Consider the following 17,525-nt stretch of genomic DNA (forward strand, 5'->3'; position numbering starts at 1 on the left):
CTCACACAAACTCCCCAATGTCAAAATCACTCAAATCACTTTTCCGCAAAATGGAAGAACTGTCCTCCGTTTCAGATGAGAGTGTGTTATCCAAAAGCTCGGCTATTCTTCGGGAAGCACCCTCAATGGAATTTTCCAGCAGGCTGAATAATTCAGTTCCCTGTAATCTTTGAACTATCGCCACCGCTGTTTCCTTTTGGGATTGTTCCAAATTTTCTTTTTGAAGCAACACCCCTACGGAGCTTAGTTCGTCATAGGTAACCCCTTGGGCAAGACTGTTATCGCCACTGGATATTCCGTACCTGTTCCATTCTTCTTCCTCTTCCTCCAAATCAGGCATATTATTGAAAACTTCGTCCAGCTCTTCCTGCGGAATCTGAATACCAACGTTTTCATTTTCGTCGTATTCGATGTCTAAATTATCAGGGTTTATCTGTGCTTCCTCAATTTGGCTTTCATTGGCAGTGTTTGGCACTGAAAGGCTTCGTACAGGCTTGGGCTGTCCCATAATATCAGGCAGGTTCGGATTAACTTTTTCCTGCGTTGGTTTTTGCTCCGACCTTTTTTTAATGACAATCTTGTCCTGCAAAAGCAGGACAATGATTATCAGCAGGCAAATCACAATTACTATTTCCATAATCAAATGCTTTAAAAAATAGGTTTAAACTTTTCGTTGAAATCATCGGTAATCGCTTTCTCAAACATTTCAAAATGATGTTCCAGTATATTGTCCAGGTAGGCATACAGGGGTATCTCATCTTTACCAATAACCTGTACAATACGGGATAAGCGTTCGTGGTATTCCTGCCGGATATAAATGCTTTTATCGCCCCGCTTGGTCATCGAATGGGTTTTCAAAAAATGTTCGCCGTAGCTGACGTCAAGATTTTTCTTGGTGCGGTTCCGTTCTCTTGGTACAGGTTTGCGTTGTGATAAATCATCCTGTTTTACCTCATCTTTAGCCGCCTCCTTTTCCGGTTCTTCAGCGGGTTCGGGAGGAAGCTGTATGCCGTCTTTTTTAATGCCGTCCACCATCAGGTTCATCATCAACTCTTCGTTGATGTCCGGCGTGGCTTTTCTTTTATTATCTTTCTCCATAAGGCTATAATTGAATGATTTTCAAAAACTCATTGATGAAGAGGTCTAACTGGCAGGCTTTCATCAAACGTTCGTCAGGCGGCATTACGGTAGAACGGAAAACCGTTTTACTGTCTGCTTCGCTTTCCTTGCGAAAACGGGTGCTGTTCTTCACTTGGCTTTGCATCAGGCTTAATCCCAGTTGCTTAATAAGCTGATTATATACGTCATATAAAGGTGTGCTTTCCCTGCCATCCACCTGGTTCCAAAACAGGTTAATGGTTTCTATGGAGGTTTCGCCTTTTTTCATAATCACGTCCTGTAAAAGCTGCGTGAAAATGAGCGTACTTTCCATTACCACACGGTCTGCTGTAATGGGCGTAAATATGTGGCGCATTCCTGCCAGTGCTTTCAGGATGCCGGGCGTGTTCACGGTTCCGGGCAGGTCGAAGAATACCACATCGACCGGAACAGCAGAAGTCGTTACAAATTCGTGTGCAGCATCCAGTACGCTATCTGCTCTATGCTGTGTTATCGGATAGGCTTTCTTGTTGATAGTGGTAAATTGCTTATACGCCAGTTTTTTCAAAGCCTCATTTTCCATTACCATTGCCAAATCACGGGCTTTCATTTTCATTAAACTATGCTGCGGAAAATCCGCATCAAATACGGCTACGTTGTAGCCCAGGCGGTAGTGCATCGTACTTGCCACAAGCGTAGTAAATGTGCTTTTGCCAACACCGCCTTTTTGAGAAGAAAAAGCGATAAACAGAGGTTTCTTTTTTGTGTCCATATTTTTAAAATTTAAAGTTTTCAAATTCCTGTTTTCAGGCTTGCAGACGTTCCGGCAAGCCGTTCTGATTTCCTGCTTTCTTTCAAGATAGCTATCAGGGTTGCCTGCGTTCATACCTGATTGCCTGTTTCCTTGCATTACAGCAGTCCTGCAATCATTCCCGTAGCTTATCAGGCAGGCTTGCTGTGATTCTTTCATTCCGTCAATCTATCTTTCTATCAGGGGAGCCGGATAGTTGTATAGCAGGCGTTCACGCTTTCCGGCAGTCTTGCAATCTTGCATTCCTGCAATCAGGTAGGCAGGATTGCCTGCATTCTTGAATGTGTGCTGTCTGCTCTTCCTGAAGTATGGGCTGCCTGTCTTTATGCCATCATTCAAAGGCAAAGAACCAATCAATTTCATTCGATTGTATCCCTGTGGCATTGTTTGGCGGTCAGAGGCACTGTTTGGCACTGTGGCACAGTGCAATGCTATCGGGCACAGGGCTTTACTTTGTAAAATGATTTTTATTAATGGATTTATGCAAAAGACTTTTGACAAATCGGAGGGTAACGGGGACGGCATCGAGCCGTTTTTCCCTGTTACATTTAATCCGTCCCGCAGGGCGGATTTTTGTGTTCAATAGAACACGGCAAGTTGTGTTTTGAGGCACTCGAAACCGAGTTAGTGCCTCAAAACAACTTGCCCTGCCGGGAGCTTAAAAAACGTCTTCCGAAGTCAGCGTTTTTGTGTGGATTAAAAATGGATTTGTGATGAACGAGAACAGTAACAGAAAACAGAATAAGGGCGGACGGAAACCAAAAACCGACCCAAGCATCCACCGCCACGTTTTCCGTCTTACGGACGAAGAAAACGCCAAACTCTTATCGCTTTTTGAAGCATCGGGAATGCCCAATAAAGCGAAGTTTATCATTTCCCTACTGTTCAGTAAGGAAATGAAATCGGTTAAGATTGACAAAGGAACGGTTGATTTTTATATGCGCTTGACCTCGTTTCATAGCCAGTTTCGTTCCGTAGGTGTGAACTATAACCAGATTGTAAAGCTGCTGTACAAGAATTTTTCCGAGAAAAAAGCCGCAGCGTTTCTCTACAAATTGGAAAAACAGACGGCTGAAATGGCGATGCTATGCCAAAAAATTATTCAGATAAGCGAGGAATTTGAAGCCAAACACCTGAAAAAATAGCCGTAGAAATGATAGCGAAAATTGGCAGAAGCGGAAATTTATACGGGGCATTGGCATATAATCAGCTTAAAGTAGAGAATAAAAACGGAAATATTTTGTTTGCCAATAAGATGATTGAAACCGCTAACGGGCATTATTCCGTAGCACAATTAGTTCAATCTTTTGCGCCTTACCTGATAGCTAACCGCAATACCGAAAAACATACGTTGCATATTTCGCTCAATCCCGACCCGAAAGACAACGTAAGTGATGACAAGTTTCGGGAAATGGCAGAGGAATATATGCGTGAAATGGGTTACGGCGAACAGCCTTTTGTGGTATTCAAACATACCGATATTGACCGCAGTCACATTCATATTGTATCGGTTTGCGTGGATGAGCAGGGCAAAAAGATTTCGGACAAGTTCGAGAAAATGCGGTCTATGAATGTGTGCCGTGAGTTGGAAAGAAAACACGGATTGATACCCGCAACCGATAAGGAGCGCAACCAAACTGATAAGGTTTTCCGTCCGGTAGATTATCGGGCAGGCGATGTAAAGAGTCAAATCGCTTCGGTAGTTCGCCACCTGCCGAATTACTACCAATACCAAACTTTGGGCGAATACAATGCCCTGCTTTCCCTGTTCAATATTACCACCGAAAAAGTAGAGGGCGAATTACAGGGGCAGCTACGGCAGGGTTTATTATACATTCCTTTAAACGAGAAAGGCGAAAGAGCCGGGCATCCGTTCAAGGCTTCGCTGTTTGGTAAAGATGCAGGGCTTCCGGCTTTGGAACTGCATTTTGCGAAATGCAAAACGGATTTAAAAGATAGCCCAACCAAGCAGACCTTACAGTCAGCCGTTACCATTGCCTTGAAATCAACAACTGATGAATTGGGCTTTAAGAAGCAATTGACGGAGCAGGGAATTAACGTAGTGGTGCGGAGGAATGATACAGGTCGTATTTACGGAATGACATTTATAGACCACAATTCTAAAGCGGTTTGGAACGGTTCACGTTTAAGCAAGGAACTTTCTGCCAATACCTTTAATGATTATTGGAACAATAATATCAAACCGGAGATTAAAGAGCCAGTTGAATTACAACCGAAAATATCCACATCAAATGATGCGGATCTTCCTGCGGAAGAACCACACCATTTGTTCGACTTCTTAAATACTGAAAAACACGAAGACGGTTTGATTGAAGCATTGGGCGGTTTGCTTTCCGAAGCACAGGGCGAAGATTATGAGGAACAGGATTTTGCAAACAAGATGAAGAAGAAACGTAAACGCCAAATGGGGAAGTAATAAAGATTTTCACTTCTTCAAAATGAATCAATATAATTAGTTTGACTAACCGCAAACGCGACCTTAAAAAACTTTCCTACTCCAAACCTTATCATTATATTTGCCAAATAATGTCAAGACGTAATTATGTCAACAATATTTGGTCATAGACTCAAAATGCTTAGGGAGGATAAGCAAATACCCCAAAGGCAGATAGCTTCAGTTTTGGAAATTGACACTGCGACTTATTGCAAAATCGAAAAAGGCGACAGACGTGCAAAACGTGAACAAATTTTGCAACTTGCCAACTTTTTGCAAACAGATTCGAAAGAACTTCTGCGTCTGTGGTCAGCGGATAAAGTTTACGATATTATAGCTAACGAAGATGAAGCTACACAAATTTTGACTGTTGTCGCAGAAAACATTGTTACAAATAAACGTCAAAAAGCGAAACTATGAAACCATTGCTAAAATACAGAGGAGGAAAATCTAAAGAAATTCCGCACTTAGAAAAACATATTCCGCAGTTTGATGGTCGATATATCGAGCCATTCTTCGGTGGTGGTGCTTTGTTCTTTTATTTAGAACCCGAAAAAGCAATTATTAATGATATCAATTCAAAATTGATGGCATTTTATAAAGGAGTAAAATCTGACTTTGGCTCTTTGCAAAAAGAGCTTTCAGAAATAGAAAAGGTCTATCAAAGAAACAGGAAAAAGTTTGAGGAACTAAAAGCTCAAACACCGAACGAAAGAGTTAATGACGATAACGAAGCTCTCTATTACCAAATTAGAGATATGTTCAACGATTGGACTGTCAAAAAATATTCAGACGCCTTACTTTATTTCTTCATTAATAAGACAGCATATTCAGGAATGATACGGTACAATTCCAAAGGAGAATTTAATGTACCTTATGGTAGATATGCAAATATGAATACATCACTTGTGACTAAAGCTCATAGTAAATTACTTGGCAATGCCAAAATCTTGAATTTGGACTATAAAGAAATTTTTGAAATGGCAACTGAAGAAGATTTTATGTTTTTAGACCCTCCTTATGATTGTGTCTTTTCCGACTATGGAAATACTGAATATAAAGATGGATTTAATGAAAAAAATCACACTGAATTAGCTATTGCATATAAACAGTTAAAATGCAAAGCACTGATGGTTATTGGACGAACTCCACTGACTGAAAAACTGTACGGAGATATGATTGTGGATGAATACGGAAAATCTTATGCTGTGAATATAAGAAATCGATTTAAGTCATCAGCTTCACACATTATAATTTCCAACTATGGTAGTGAAGATACAAGTAATAGACATTTTCCAGAATTAGTTGACCAGAAATTGACACTCTAAATTTTATGGCAAGAATAGACAGCAAAGTAATCTTCGTTACTACTTCTCCCCGAACACCAAATAAAATGATACCTGAAATTGAGCTGTTAAGTGCTCATTTTACTGGTAAAAAATGGAATACAGAGACGCAGAGAGAGTTTATGGAACTTTTGAAAGAGGAAAACTTTTTCAACGGAGAGGGAGCAAACGACCCGGCATTCAGCGCAAGAGACAGAATAAACCGAGCGCCGAAAGCACTTGGTTTCGTAACGCTTTCTCCTACTATTCATTTGACATCTGCTGGATTAGAATTAGTAAACTCAAGGAGGAAAGATGAAATATTTTTAAGACAATTACTGAAATTTCAAGTACCCTCGCCTTATCATAAGCCCTCAAAAAGTTCGGCAGATTTTTGGGTTAAACCTTATCTTGAGCTATTTCGGCTAATCCGATATTTTGGTTCATTAAAATTTGATGAATTAATGTTCTTCGGATTGCAGTTAGTTGATTATAGAGCATTTGAAAAAATTGTTTATAAAATCAACGATTTCAGAAATGCCAAAGCTCAAAATGAAGGTAATTACAGAAAATTTCGTGCTCTATATTTGGAAAAGGAATTAGAAGAAATTTATGCGGACGACATAATTTCGGGAAATACAAAAACGAGAGAAACGAATGATGCCTCAATTACCAAATTTATTAAGACCAAAGCGAGTAATATGCGTGATTATGCAGACGCTTGTATCCGATACTTACGTGCAACTGGTCTGGTAAATATTTCGCATATTGGGAAATCAATTTCAATAGTTCCTGAAAAAATTCAAGAGGTAGATTATTTTTTGGAACATACCGACAGGGAACCTGTTTTTATTAACAATGAAAGTCAATATATTGAATATCTTGGAAACGCTAATACTCCAACGCTTTTAACTGATAACAAAGAATTGCTTGAGCAAAAAATCAATGAAGAATTTCCTACTATTGTAATTAGCCAAACGGCAACTTTGCAACAACTTAAGGATATATTTGCAGATGAATTAGAAAGGCGTAAAGAGCAAATTATAACTGAACAAATAACTGCAATAAAAGATTATCGTTTGTTTGAAGATATTAATTCAACATTTGAGCAGATACTTGATAATTCTCTTTACGACACACCGCTAATGCTTGAATGGAACACTTGGCGAGCAATGACGATGTTAGATGGTGGTAATATAAAAGCCAATCTAAAGTTTGATGATTTTGGAAGTCCGATGTCAACGGCGCAAGGAAATATGGCAGATATCGTATGCGATTACGACAGTTTTGGGTTAACAGTCGAAGTTACAATGCAAAGCGGGCAACGACAGTATGAAACGGAAGGAGAACCTGTAACCCGACATCTTGCAAAGGTTAAGCGAGAGACCACCAAACCTGCCTATTGTTTATTTATAGCGCCAAACATTAATGAAGCCTGTATTGCCCATTTTTATGCTTTGCATAAGATGAATATTAGTTATTACGGAGGAACTTCTACAATCGTACCTCTTCCTTTAAGTATATTTATAAAAATGGTTGAAGACTCACATAAAGCAAGCTATGTTCCCGAACCAACCCACGTCCAGCGATTTTTTGAACGTTCAAATGAAATAGCAAATACAACTGATAACGAAATGGATTGGTATAGCGGAATAACAAATGAAGCATTGAATTGGCTGAATGACTAATATAATTATTAAAGAATAGGATAAGGTAAGCTGTAAAACCAGACTTTATCGCCAAGCATTTTCAAATTATATTATATTTAGCCAAATACTGCCACACAGCGTCACTGGCTGCCACTTTCTTATAACCACTTCAAAGAGCCTTTAAATTCACGCCCGAACATTTAAAAATTTATAAAAATGCAGGGAGAAGACGATTTAAAAGGGCTTGCCAAGATAATGGCTTTTATGCGGGCAGTGAGTATTCTATTGGTGCTGATGCACCTTTATTGGTTCTGCTACGGTTTCTTTTTAGAACGTGGGTGGACGTTGGAAGTAATCAGTAAAATACTGGGCAATTTTGACAGAACAGCGGGTTTGTTTTCACACACGTTATATACCAAAGCATTCGCTTTGGTTTTGTTGGCTTTAAGTTGCTTAGGAACGAAAGGCGTAAAGAATGAGAAGATAACTTGGTCTAAAATATACGTGGCTTTGGGTATTGGCTTTGTGCTGTTCTTTCTTAATACGCCACTGTTAAAGCTATCCCCGGCAACAGGAACTTTCCTGTATATCCTTACTATCTCGTTAGGTTATATCGCTTTCCTGATGGCGGGTGTATGGATGAGCCGATTGCTGCGCACTAACCTGATGGACGATGTTTTCAATAACGAAAACGAGAGCTTCCAACAGGAAACCAAGCTGATGGAAAACGAGTATTCCGTCAACCTGCCCACCAAATTTTACTACAAAGGCAAGTGGAACAATGGTTGGATAAACATTGTAAATCCTTTCAGGGCATCTATCGTATTGGGTACTCCGGGTTCAGGAAAATCCTATGCTATCGTAAACAACTACATCAAGCAGCAGATTGAGAAAGGTTTTAGTATGTACATCTACGATTTCAAGTTCGACGACCTTTCGACCATTGCTTACAATCACTTACTGAAGCATCGGGATAAGTATAAAATTCAGCCTAAATTCTACGTGATAAATTTTGACGACCCACGCAAAAGCCACCGTTGCAATCCACTCAATCCCGACTTTATGACGGACATTTCAGATGCTTATGAAGCGGCTTACACCATAATGCTGAACCTCAACAGGTCGTGGATACAGAAACAAGGGGATTTCTTTGTGGAAAGCCCAATTATCTTACTTGCAGCGATAATTTGGTATCTGAAAATCTACGAGGACGGTAAGTATTGCACATTCCCACACGCTATTGAATTGCTGAATAAAAAGTATTCGGACGTGTTCACGATTCTAACTTCCTATCCTGATTTGGAAAATTATTTGTCGCCCTTTATGGATGCCTGGCAAGGCGGCGCACAAGACCAGTTACAGGGGCAAATTGCATCGGCAAAAATTCCCTTATCAAGAATGATTAGCCCACAGTTATATTGGGTTATGACAGGCGATGATTTTACGCTTGACATCAATAACCCGAAAGAGCCGAAAATTTTGTGCGTTGGCAATAATCCCGACCGCCAAAATATTTACTCCGCAGCATTGGGTTTGTACAATTCACGTATTGTAAAACTCATCAACAAAAAAGGGCAATTAAAAAGTTCGGTAATCATAGATGAGCTGCCCACAATTTATTTTAGGGGACTGGACAATCTTATCGCAACGGCGAGAAGTAATAAGGTGGCTGTATGCTTGGGCTTTCAGGATTTTTCACAATTAACAAGGGATTACGGCGACAAAGAGAGCAAGGTTATCCAAAATACGGTAGGTAATATTTTTAGTGGGCAGGTTGTAGGCGAAACAGCGAAAAGCCTTTCAGAACGCTTCGGTAAAGTATTGCAGAAACGTCAAAGTATGACCATAAACCGTAACGATAAATCAACTTCAATTTCTACACAATTGGATAGCCTGATACCTGCCTCAAAAATCTCAACACTAACACAGGGTATGTTTGTAGGTTCAGTTTCGGACAACTTTGACGAACGTATCGAACAAAAAATCTTTCACGCCGAAATTGTAGTGGACAATGAAAAAGTTGCCGCAGAAACTAAAGTCTATCAGAAGATACCAGAAATTCTATCTTTTATTAATGAACACGGAGAAGATAGAATGAAACAGGAAATTGAAAGCAATTACCGTCAGATAAAATTGGATATTTTGAACATTGTTGAAAGCGAAATGGAACGTATCAAGAATGACCCTGATTTACAGCATTTGATAACATAAATGGCGAGAAGAACTATGGAAAAACAATGATGATAGTAGCTAACAGCAATTTGACTACAACAAACAGCATTTCGGCTTCATTCGTAGAATGAGCAATAAATAATTTTGCGTCATAACTTTTAAAGTAAAAGAATATGACTACACATTATGCTTTTGATGCAGAAATAGAATCAGGACTTTCAGATTTCTTGGCAAAATATCCACCAACTACTCCGCCAGAAAAAGGCGATTGGAAAACACTTAGAGAAAATGCAGACGTTCTACTAAAAAATATGTTCAACATATTTCCAAGCCGTGAAGATGTATCAGTTCAAAAGTTTACAACACATTCCAAAGACGGTGCAGAAATCTATCTTCATTGGTACACGAGCAAAAACATTCAATCGGAATCAGCCATTATTTACGCCCACGGTGGCGGAAGAATAGCAGGTTCAGTAGATGTTTACAACCTCCTGATAGAGCATTATGTTCATCTTACAGGCGTGCCTTTTTTGGCTGTCGGTTACAGATTAGCCCCCGAAGTACAGGGAACGGTACATTCCGAAGACGTGTTTGCAGGCTTACTTTGGCTAAAAGAAAATTCCAATGAATTAGGGATAGACCCAAACCGCATTGCTGTTATGGGCGACAGTGCTGGCGGTGGCATTGCCGCAGGTGCAGCCATATTAGCCCGTGACGAAAACATTCCACTTGCCAAACAGATTTTAATTTATCCAATGTTGGATAGCAGAACCGTTTTGCCCGATGAAAAATTGTTGCCATTTGTCGTTTGGAATTATGATTCCAATTTCACGGGTTGGCAGGCTTCTTTGGGACGGGAAGCAGACAGTTCTTCCATATCGCCTGTTGCAATTCCCGCTTACCTCACAGATTTTGATAATCTTGCTCCTGCATACATTGAAGTAGGTTTTCTTGATATTTTCAGAGATGAAAATATTGCTTATTTGCAAAAGTTGTCCAAAGCAGGCATTCCTGTTGAATTTCATCTTCACCCAGGTACACCCCACGCTTTTGAAGTGATTGCACCCAATTCCTCAATCGCCAAAAGAGCTATGCTTGACAGAATAAGAACCATTCAGTCGGTTTAAAAGTTTTATCTAACTTTGCTGACGTGAAAAAGAGTTTGCCTTATACCGTCAATAACATAGTAGAATTGCACGAGCTTTTCTTTTTGCCACCGCCTAAACATCCGTTAATTACAGTGATAGATTTAAGCGGAAAATTATGTTTGGCTCACGCAAGTTCCCACAAATTGGTTTTCAATTTTTATTCTGTATGGATAAAAAAGAATCCGAGCGGCAAATTGGGATATGGACAGCAATTTTTCGATTTTGACAATGGCTCTTTAACATTTCAGTCACCAAAACAAGTAGTTTCTATTTACGACCACCAATTTACAGGTGGTTGGGCTTTGGCGTTTCATCCTGATTTTATTCAGAATTACCCTTTGGCAAAAAACATCAATAAATTTGACTTTTTCTCCTATTCGGTAAATCAGGCATTGCACATTTCTGATGATGAAGAAAACAAAATAGTTTCTTTAATGAAAAGCATATCTGAAGAGTATGAAATAGGCGACCCATTCAGCCAGGACATTATTGTTACCCACATAGAAACATTACTCAATTATGCCAATCGTTTTTACAATAGGCAGGCATTAGAACTCAAAAAGAAAGGAAATGACTTGCTTTCAAAATTGGAAAAAGTGTTGTCCGATTATTTTGAAAGAAATTATACTCAACAACAAGGTTTGCCAACCGTTCAGTATCTTGCCAACGAACTAAATTTATCCCCGCATTATTTAGGCGATACCTTAAAATCATTAACAGGACAAACTGCTCAACAACATATCCATAACAGAATGATTGAAAAAGCCAAAGAAAAATTGTCAACGACAAACTCATCTGTAAGCGAGATTGCTTACGAATTGGGCTTTGAACATCCGCAATCATTCAGCAAGTTGTTTAGGACAAAAACCAACCTTTCACCTATGGAATTTAGGCAGTCGTTTAGCTGACGGACGGACTGAAAACCCGTGCTACCAACATCTGTTTACTTTATATTTTTATGTTCGTCAGGAAGAAAAACAGACCATTTCATTACTATAACACCCCACGAGGTAAATGAATACCTGGTGTTCTTACAATACTATCCGAAATATTGGGAGCTTCTTTTTGTTTCTCTTTTTGTTCCGCAGGTTCTTCTTTAGGTTCGGGCGTGATAGACAACTGTATCTTTCGCTCAACGGCAGCCAGTTCCGTTTTAAGTTCGCTCAATCTGCTTTCTTTAGACCACGTACCGTTTACCACTTCCTGAAGAATGGGCAGGTCTTTTTTTATCTCCGCAATTTTCTTTTGCTCCTGCTCGATATAGCCGGGCAATTTCTCCAGTGCGTTAAGGAAGTTCATAGCCGCCAGCTTTTCATCTTTGGCGATTAGACCATTGTTGTAGGTATATTTGATATTGCCCTCGCCCTGAATCAAAAAGCGGTTAACCCTTATATCCACGCCCTCTTTTTCGGACATTTCGGTTTTAACTAATAAGGTAAAACCGTACAGGTTTCCTATTTCTTCGTACTGACCTCCGGTGCGGGCTTTGTCCGCAAGCTGGTTGAGCTTTGCACCGATTTGTTTTATATCCGCATTGGGCGGTAAGCCGTTCAACTGTACAGGGTTTGCGATTGTGCCGTCCGAACGCTTTTGTATGCGTTGCTGTAAGTTTTCCCAATCAAGGTTCATTCTGTTTAAGCGTGATTGCGTACTTTCCAGCAATTCCGTAAAGTCTTGCAGCTTGTATTTGGCACTGAACTTAGAACGGTTAAACGCCTGTTTTTCGCTTTCCAAACCTGCAATCTGCTTTTCCAGTTTGGCTTTATCCAGCAGGTCTGTATTTCCAGAAAGGATAGCCACGTATTCCGAAAAATTCATTCCCGATTTTTCGTCCATACTGCCCTCGTCAATGGTTCGTTTGCCGAGATTGTTGTTTTTTAATTGGTCTATAAAAAGTTGCTTGTTGTACAACAGGTTAAACTTATAACTATCCAATGATTTTTCCACGGCATAGATAATCACATCGACTTTGTTATCTGCAAAGAACTTGGCAATTTCATTGCCTTTTCGGACAGCCCTACCGTCCCTTTGGGCAAGGTCGCTTGGTCGCCACGGAGTATCCAGATGATGAACGGCAACGGCTCTTTTCTGTGCGTTGACACCTGTTCCGAGCATACTCGTTGAACCGAACAGTACACGGATTTTTCCCTCGTTCATACCTTTGATAAGTTCCTTACGCTGCTTATCATTTTTAGCCTCCTGTATAAAGCGGACTTCGTTTGCGGATATGCCGTGGTCTTCCACGAGCTTGCGTTTGATTTCGGAATACACATTCCATTCGCCAGGCTTGTATGTTCCCAAATCGGAGAAAACGAACTGTGTTCCTTTCTGTGCATTGTATTGGTTATAATATTTAGCGATGTTTGCGGCACAATGCGAAGCCTTGTTATCGGGATGGTCATCGTACCTGCCGCTTACCATACGCATATCCAGCGACATCTTACGGGCATAGTCCGTAGCGATAAGCATCTTTGCTTTTTCTTCGCTGGCACTTAATTTTGGTCTGCCCAACAGTTCTGCATTTCCTGTTTTGGCAAACTCCATTAGCTTTTTGATAAATTCTTCCTGGTCGGGTGTGGGTGGTATGTTATACAATACCTCGTTCTTATTGGGGCGGTCAATGCCTATATCTTTTGCCGTCCGGTAATCTGTGATTTCGGAGTAGAACTGTGCCAGCTCCGGCACTTTTATAAAATAGCGGAAGCGTTCTTTTGCGACAATATTATTGGCAACCGAAAACTCGTAATCGGTCGTTTTCCTTGCATAGATGGCTGCCCACGCATCAAAAGAGTGAATGCCCTGTTTTTCCAATGCCCGTGGTCGCAGGTATTTAAAAAGCAGGTACAGTTCCGTAAGGGAATTACTGATGGTCGTTCCCGAAAGGAAAGTTGCTCCCATATCCGCATTTGTGCGCTCCTGAATGGTACGGATAGCAAAGAGCAGGTTTATTGCCTTTTGGCTGCCGTCCACGTTCCCCAATCCGGCAACCCTTGTATGCCTTGTGTTGAACATTAGGTTTTTGAATTGATGACTTTCATCAACGAACAAATGGTCAATGCCCATCATCTTAAAATCTACCACATCATCTTTGCGGTTTTCAATATCGTGTTGCAGGGTTTTGAGTTTGACTTCGAGGTTTTCTTTCCGCTTGATTACCCCGGCAAGCATCCCTCTGGTTACTTCCTTGCCTTGCGATTGCAGGGCATCGAGGTTACGCTCTACACTGTCCAATTCTATTTCGAGTATTTCCTTTTGAATTTCGGGGCTTTGGGGTATCATTCCGAATTGGTCGTGTGTCAGAATCACACAATCCCAATCGTTGTTTTTAATATCTCCGAAAATCCGCAGGCGTTTTTGGGGCGTAAAATCTTCTTTGCCCGGAAAAAGGATTTTGGCGTGAGGGTAAGCGGTTCGGTAGGCTTCTGCAATTTCGTGAACATTGCTTTTTAGCCCGATAATCATCGGCTTGTGGGCTAATCCCAAACGCTTCATTTCCTGCGCAGCCGTACACATTACCAACGTTTTTCCTGCACCTACTTCGTGGTCGCAGATAGCACCGCCATTGAGCTTTATCATCCAAACGGTGTCCTTTTGGCTCGAATACAGGTCTTCAATGCCCAACGCTTTACGGTCTAATCCAGGAAAGTCCTGATGGCTTCCGTCATAGTTCGGTCGGACGAAACAGTTAAAGGTGTCGTTGTATTGGTCGGTCAGCCTGTTTTTAAAGTCATCGTTTTGGGCGTGAAGCCAATCGGTAAAAGCGGTACGGATTTCGTCAATCTTGGTGTTCGCCATTTGTATGGCTTCCATATCCCGTACCTTGACCTCTTGGTCGCCAACCGTAATTTTTTTGGTAATATCAGGCGTGGTATTGACAAGGGCGTGTTTGAGCAGGGCAATCCCGTCAAACGTCCGGCTTTCAGCCTTGACAGCGTATTTTTCCCATATATGCAAATTCTTACGGTCGCACTTTACTGAAAAGTCATCGGAGCTTTCAGAGTAATGAACGAGTACGTCCGTATCAAAAAGATGTGAAGCAAATCGGGCATAAATGCCTGTGGGTATCCAGCGTTCGCCCAAATTAAAATCGAGTTCCTCAAATTCGATACGTCTTGGTCGGGCTTCTTCCAAAACCGTAAGGCTTGCTTTGGCTTCGGTATCATCGGTATTGCGTTCGAGATACACTTTGACCTCTTGGGCTTTCTCCACTACGTTGCCAGCAATCCAGCGTTCGGATATTTCATATTCCTTTTGCAGAGGATTGTAGTAAATACGACCGTGTAAGGCTTCTTTCAAAGCATCGTCCGTCATACCGCTGATTTCAGACATATAGCCCAAATCCACGTTTCCGTATTTGTTCAACGAAGCCGCCAACGCTTCTTCGGGATTGTCTGTTGCTATTGTTAGGGTGGAGAAACTTACAGGACGGCTGAATATATCCGCTTTGTGTACAACGCCGCCAACGACACGCTCCAAATAAGGAATTTCCTTGCCGGAGCTATCCGTTTTGATGAGCTTGATATTATCGGCACTGTTGAAGTTGCCGTACCTTTTGACAAAGGCATCGTAAAGGCGGTTAAGGGTTCCCCTTTCTTCCTTGTATTCGGTCTGAAACTTTGCCTCTTTATTGTAAAGTTCTTGGTAAACATCACGCACCCCGATATACGCTTCGGCTCTTGCTTTCTGTACAGGTGGCAACTGCAAAGGGTGGAAAACTGCCGTACCGTCTGATGTATCTACATCTTGCAAATGACCAACCCATCCATTATCCAGGACAAGGCAATCGTTTCGGTGGAACGATTGCAGTTCGCCACTATACGGGGCAGGTTCGGGAATGGTATCGGTAATGGCTGGCTTATCAGCTTGGCCATTCCCATTGATACTTGAAAACAGGTCGCCGATAGCTTCCTGTTTTTTACCATTGGCAGAGATATTACCATCGGTATTTTTATTGGTAACCGGAGGTGTATAGGGCTGCTGCATCGCACTGAACAGGTCGGTTTGGCGACCTATTGCACGACGGTTTATTTTAGTGCTTTGTCTTTTGGTTGTGATCGCTCTTTTGGGCGGGGCAAGAATTGCTACGGGTTCGTTTATATTTTCAAACAAATCAAAAATGCTTAGTTGCTTTAGTTCCTGCGGGCTTTCCTGTATGATTCGCAGTGGTTCAGGTTGAAGAATAACAGGCTCAACAACCGGAGGTGTAACCTTTGGCTCAATTGGAATTTGCATAACAGGTTCATCGTTCCGTTCGCCATTGTATAAACCCAAATTCAGGTGCTTTCCAAAATCTTCGGAAAGCATCTGTTTGAGGTCTTTGGCAATCCCCTCAACACCATTTTTATGTGTATAGATTAAGGCGGGTTGCCCGTATGGGTCGGTATCTAATTTTTGGTCGGTATAGATTATTCTTGTACTGTCCTGAAAGAGCGCATTGCCCGGTGTATTGTATTCTGTTTGCCTGCTTTGGCAAAACAGATCTTCCCTTTCGGTCAGATTTTGTTTTGCCGTATTCTTTTGCAGGATAATCAGGTCACTGCCTACTTCCGTACCTGCATATTCGGTAAACAAGTTATTAGGCAATCTCACAACCGAAACCAAATTATTATCCTGCATCAACGCCCTGCGTATCGGTTCGTTCTTCGGGCTGTTCAGAATGCCCTGTGAAGTAATGTAAGCCAGCAAACCGCCCTCACGGAGCATATCAGTACCTTTCAGGAAAAAGTAATTGTGTATGCTTCGGGCTGCCTGTACTTTTGTACTGTCTTTGCTTCGGGAATAGGAAAGGTCAAATACGGAAGTATCGCCAAACGGTATATTACTGGCGATTACATCATAGCTGTTTTGTTCCTTTTCGGGGATTTCCTCAAAACCACTTATACGGATATTGCTTTCAGGATAAAGCTGTTTTAAAATCTTGCCTGTAAGCAAATCCTTTTCATAAGCGGTAACATTGGCTTTTTGATTTTCCGAAAAGGATTGTATGAATGAGCCGATACCGGCAGAGGGTTCAAGGAATTTATCAATGTTCAGACCGCTTTCACGCAAGGTTGCGGAAATCGCATCTATTACCTGTGGCGGTGTATAAAACGCTGTCAGTACGGAGCTTTTCATACTATCCACGTACCTGCGGTATTGCTTATCGTCTTCGGAATTTTCTTTGAGCAGTTGGTGGAGTTCCTGCGTAATGGGGAATAAATCGTGTTCGGTTTTCCTCCAATGGTTGATGTCTGTTTTGTCCGCTATGGGGTTCAGAACGAATTTAAGACCGCCAAATCCGCTATAACGCATCAATGACAGTCTTTCGCCTACGGTGGCTTGCCGTTTCTCCTTTTCCAGTTTAAAAGCAATTCGCAGGGCATCAATGTTCTGTTGGAGATTTTGGCGTTTACTGAAGCCCATTTTCCTCTATCCATATTGCGATGGTTCCCGTTATTTCGGTATAGAGTAAATCAAACTCATAACCGTATGCGAAATCATCGGTTAGTTCATAGGCGGAGAAAACAGGCTCGCAAACAGGAAACATTTTAAGGGCAAATGGTCGCAGTTCCTCGTCTGCCATTATGGTATCAAACTCATTGCATACCACCTGAAAAACGGTATCGAATTTTGAAAAATGCAAGCCCTCGAAAAGAATGTAGTTAGCTATTTCGTTGCATCGCTCAATGGCGTTTCCCGAACTAAAAGCACCCTCGTAGGCATTGGCAGCCCACGAAGAACGCTGTTCAATAAACTTTTGGTCATTTGCCTTGTCGGGGAAGCTGGTGTTTAATAATTCTTGTAATCGTAACCTGAAATACGATAGGTCTTTTTGCTGTGTATCCATACTATAATTTTGTTTAGAATTTTACTTGAAGCCTAAAATTA

General features: G+C 41.2%; 13 protein-coding genes. 8 read left to right on the plus strand and 5 right to left on the minus strand.

Going from position 1 to position 17,525, the window contains the following annotated elements:
* Nucleotide 1: 1 nt before the first annotated feature.
* The 3 genes from ACUXZJ_RS15640 to ACUXZJ_RS15650 are packed head-to-tail and all read right to left on the minus strand — an operon-like array spanning nucleotide 2 to nucleotide 1,870.
* The gene (locus tag ACUXZJ_RS15640; RefSeq protein ID WP_195157448.1) at nucleotides 2-637 is read right to left on the minus strand and encodes a conjugal transfer protein TraD; all 636 of its coding nucleotides are present in this window, start codon (nucleotides 635-637) and stop codon (nucleotides 2-4) included.
* 11 nt (nucleotides 638-648) lie between these two features.
* Nucleotides 649-1,098: a DUF3408 domain-containing protein gene (locus ACUXZJ_RS15645; RefSeq protein ID WP_195157449.1), complete on the minus strand. Its 450-nt coding sequence runs from the start codon at nucleotides 1,096-1,098 to the stop codon at nucleotides 649-651.
* Between the two features lie 4 nt (nucleotides 1,099-1,102).
* The gene (locus ACUXZJ_RS15650; RefSeq protein WP_195157472.1) at nucleotides 1,103-1,870 is read right to left on the minus strand and encodes a ParA family protein; all 768 of its coding nucleotides are present in this window, start codon (nucleotides 1,868-1,870) and stop codon (nucleotides 1,103-1,105) included.
* Nucleotides 1,871-2,622: 752 nt separating this feature from the next.
* Between ACUXZJ_RS15650 and mobA the strand changes: the two genes are divergently transcribed.
* The 8 genes from mobA to ACUXZJ_RS15690 all read left to right on the plus strand — a co-directional run bounded on the left by mobA (nucleotide 2,623) and on the right by ACUXZJ_RS15690 (nucleotide 11,566).
* Nucleotides 2,623-3,054 carry a conjugal transfer protein MobA gene (mobA, locus tag ACUXZJ_RS15655; protein ID WP_195157450.1) on the plus strand — a complete coding sequence of 144 codons (432 nt, stop codon included), beginning with the start codon at nucleotides 2,623-2,625 and terminating at the stop codon, nucleotides 3,052-3,054.
* 8 nt (nucleotides 3,055-3,062) lie between these two features.
* On the plus strand, nucleotides 3,063-4,346 hold the full coding sequence (mobB, locus tag ACUXZJ_RS15660; protein WP_195157451.1) for a conjugal transfer protein MobB: 1,284 nt from the start codon (nucleotides 3,063-3,065) through the stop codon (nucleotides 4,344-4,346).
* Nucleotides 4,347-4,472: 126 nt separating this feature from the next.
* On the plus strand, nucleotides 4,473-4,784 hold the full coding sequence (locus ACUXZJ_RS15665; RefSeq protein ID WP_195157452.1) for a helix-turn-helix domain-containing protein: 312 nt from the start codon (nucleotides 4,473-4,475) through the stop codon (nucleotides 4,782-4,784).
* Nucleotides 4,781-5,692, plus strand: coding sequence for a DNA adenine methylase (locus tag ACUXZJ_RS15670; protein WP_195157453.1), 912 nt, complete (start codon nucleotides 4,781-4,783; stop codon nucleotides 5,690-5,692). The genes ACUXZJ_RS15665 and ACUXZJ_RS15670 overlap by 4 nt, the downstream gene beginning before the upstream one ends.
* Nucleotides 5,693-5,697: 5 nt before the next feature.
* Entirely contained in the window at nucleotides 5,698-7,377 is a 1,680-nt protein-coding gene (locus tag ACUXZJ_RS15675) for an AlwI family type II restriction endonuclease (protein ID WP_195157454.1), read from the plus strand.
* Nucleotides 7,378-7,554: 177 nt separating this feature from the next.
* Complete coding sequence (gene mobC / locus ACUXZJ_RS15680) at nucleotides 7,555-9,549, plus strand: conjugal transfer protein MobC (protein ID WP_195157455.1); 1,995 nt, start codon at nucleotides 7,555-7,557, stop codon at nucleotides 9,547-9,549.
* 134 nt (nucleotides 9,550-9,683) lie between these two features.
* Entirely contained in the window at nucleotides 9,684-10,637 is a 954-nt protein-coding gene (locus ACUXZJ_RS15685; RefSeq protein WP_195157456.1) for an alpha/beta hydrolase, read from the plus strand.
* A 23-nt stretch (nucleotides 10,638-10,660) separates the two neighbouring features.
* Complete coding sequence (locus tag ACUXZJ_RS15690) at nucleotides 10,661-11,566, plus strand: helix-turn-helix domain-containing protein (RefSeq protein ID WP_195157457.1); 906 nt, start codon at nucleotides 10,661-10,663, stop codon at nucleotides 11,564-11,566.
* 85 nt (nucleotides 11,567-11,651) lie between these two features.
* Here the strand turns inward: ACUXZJ_RS15690 and ACUXZJ_RS15695 are convergent, their stop codons facing one another.
* Entirely contained in the window at nucleotides 11,652-17,060 is a 5,409-nt protein-coding gene (locus tag ACUXZJ_RS15695; RefSeq protein ID WP_195157458.1) for an N-6 DNA methylase, read from the minus strand.
* The gene (locus ACUXZJ_RS15700; protein WP_195157459.1) at nucleotides 17,047-17,484 is read right to left on the minus strand and encodes a DUF1896 domain-containing protein; all 438 of its coding nucleotides are present in this window, start codon (nucleotides 17,482-17,484) and stop codon (nucleotides 17,047-17,049) included. The genes ACUXZJ_RS15695 and ACUXZJ_RS15700 overlap by 14 nt, the downstream gene beginning before the upstream one ends.
* Nucleotides 17,485-17,525: the final 41 nt, after the last annotated feature.

This window comes from Flavobacterium sp. TN-1 (genome assembly GCF_052828645.1).

Coding starts and splice junctions, on each gene's coding strand:
- ACUXZJ_RS15650 (WP_195157472.1), bottom strand. CDS start 1,870: ATGGACACAAAAAAGAAACCTCTGTTTATCGCTTTTTCTTCTCAAAAA.
- ACUXZJ_RS15640 (WP_195157448.1), bottom strand. CDS start 637: ATGGAAATAGTAATTGTGATTTGCCTGCTGATAATCATTGTCCTGCTT.
- ACUXZJ_RS15665 (WP_195157452.1), top strand. CDS start 4,473: ATGTCAACAATATTTGGTCATAGACTCAAAATGCTTAGGGAGGATAAG.
- ACUXZJ_RS15645 (WP_195157449.1), bottom strand. CDS start 1,098: ATGGAGAAAGATAATAAAAGAAAAGCCACGCCGGACATCAACGAAGAG.
- ACUXZJ_RS15695 (WP_195157458.1), bottom strand. CDS start 17,060: ATGGGCTTCAGTAAACGCCAAAATCTCCAACAGAACATTGATGCCCTG.
- ACUXZJ_RS15685 (WP_195157456.1), top strand. CDS start 9,684: ATGACTACACATTATGCTTTTGATGCAGAAATAGAATCAGGACTTTCA.
- ACUXZJ_RS15700 (WP_195157459.1), bottom strand. CDS start 17,484: ATGGATACACAGCAAAAAGACCTATCGTATTTCAGGTTACGATTACAA.
- mobC (WP_195157455.1), top strand. CDS start 7,555: ATGCAGGGAGAAGACGATTTAAAAGGGCTTGCCAAGATAATGGCTTTT.
- ACUXZJ_RS15675 (WP_195157454.1), top strand. CDS start 5,698: ATGGCAAGAATAGACAGCAAAGTAATCTTCGTTACTACTTCTCCCCGA.
- ACUXZJ_RS15670 (WP_195157453.1), top strand. CDS start 4,781: ATGAAACCATTGCTAAAATACAGAGGAGGAAAATCTAAAGAAATTCCG.
- mobB (WP_195157451.1), top strand. CDS start 3,063: ATGATAGCGAAAATTGGCAGAAGCGGAAATTTATACGGGGCATTGGCA.
- mobA (WP_195157450.1), top strand. CDS start 2,623: ATGAACGAGAACAGTAACAGAAAACAGAATAAGGGCGGACGGAAACCA.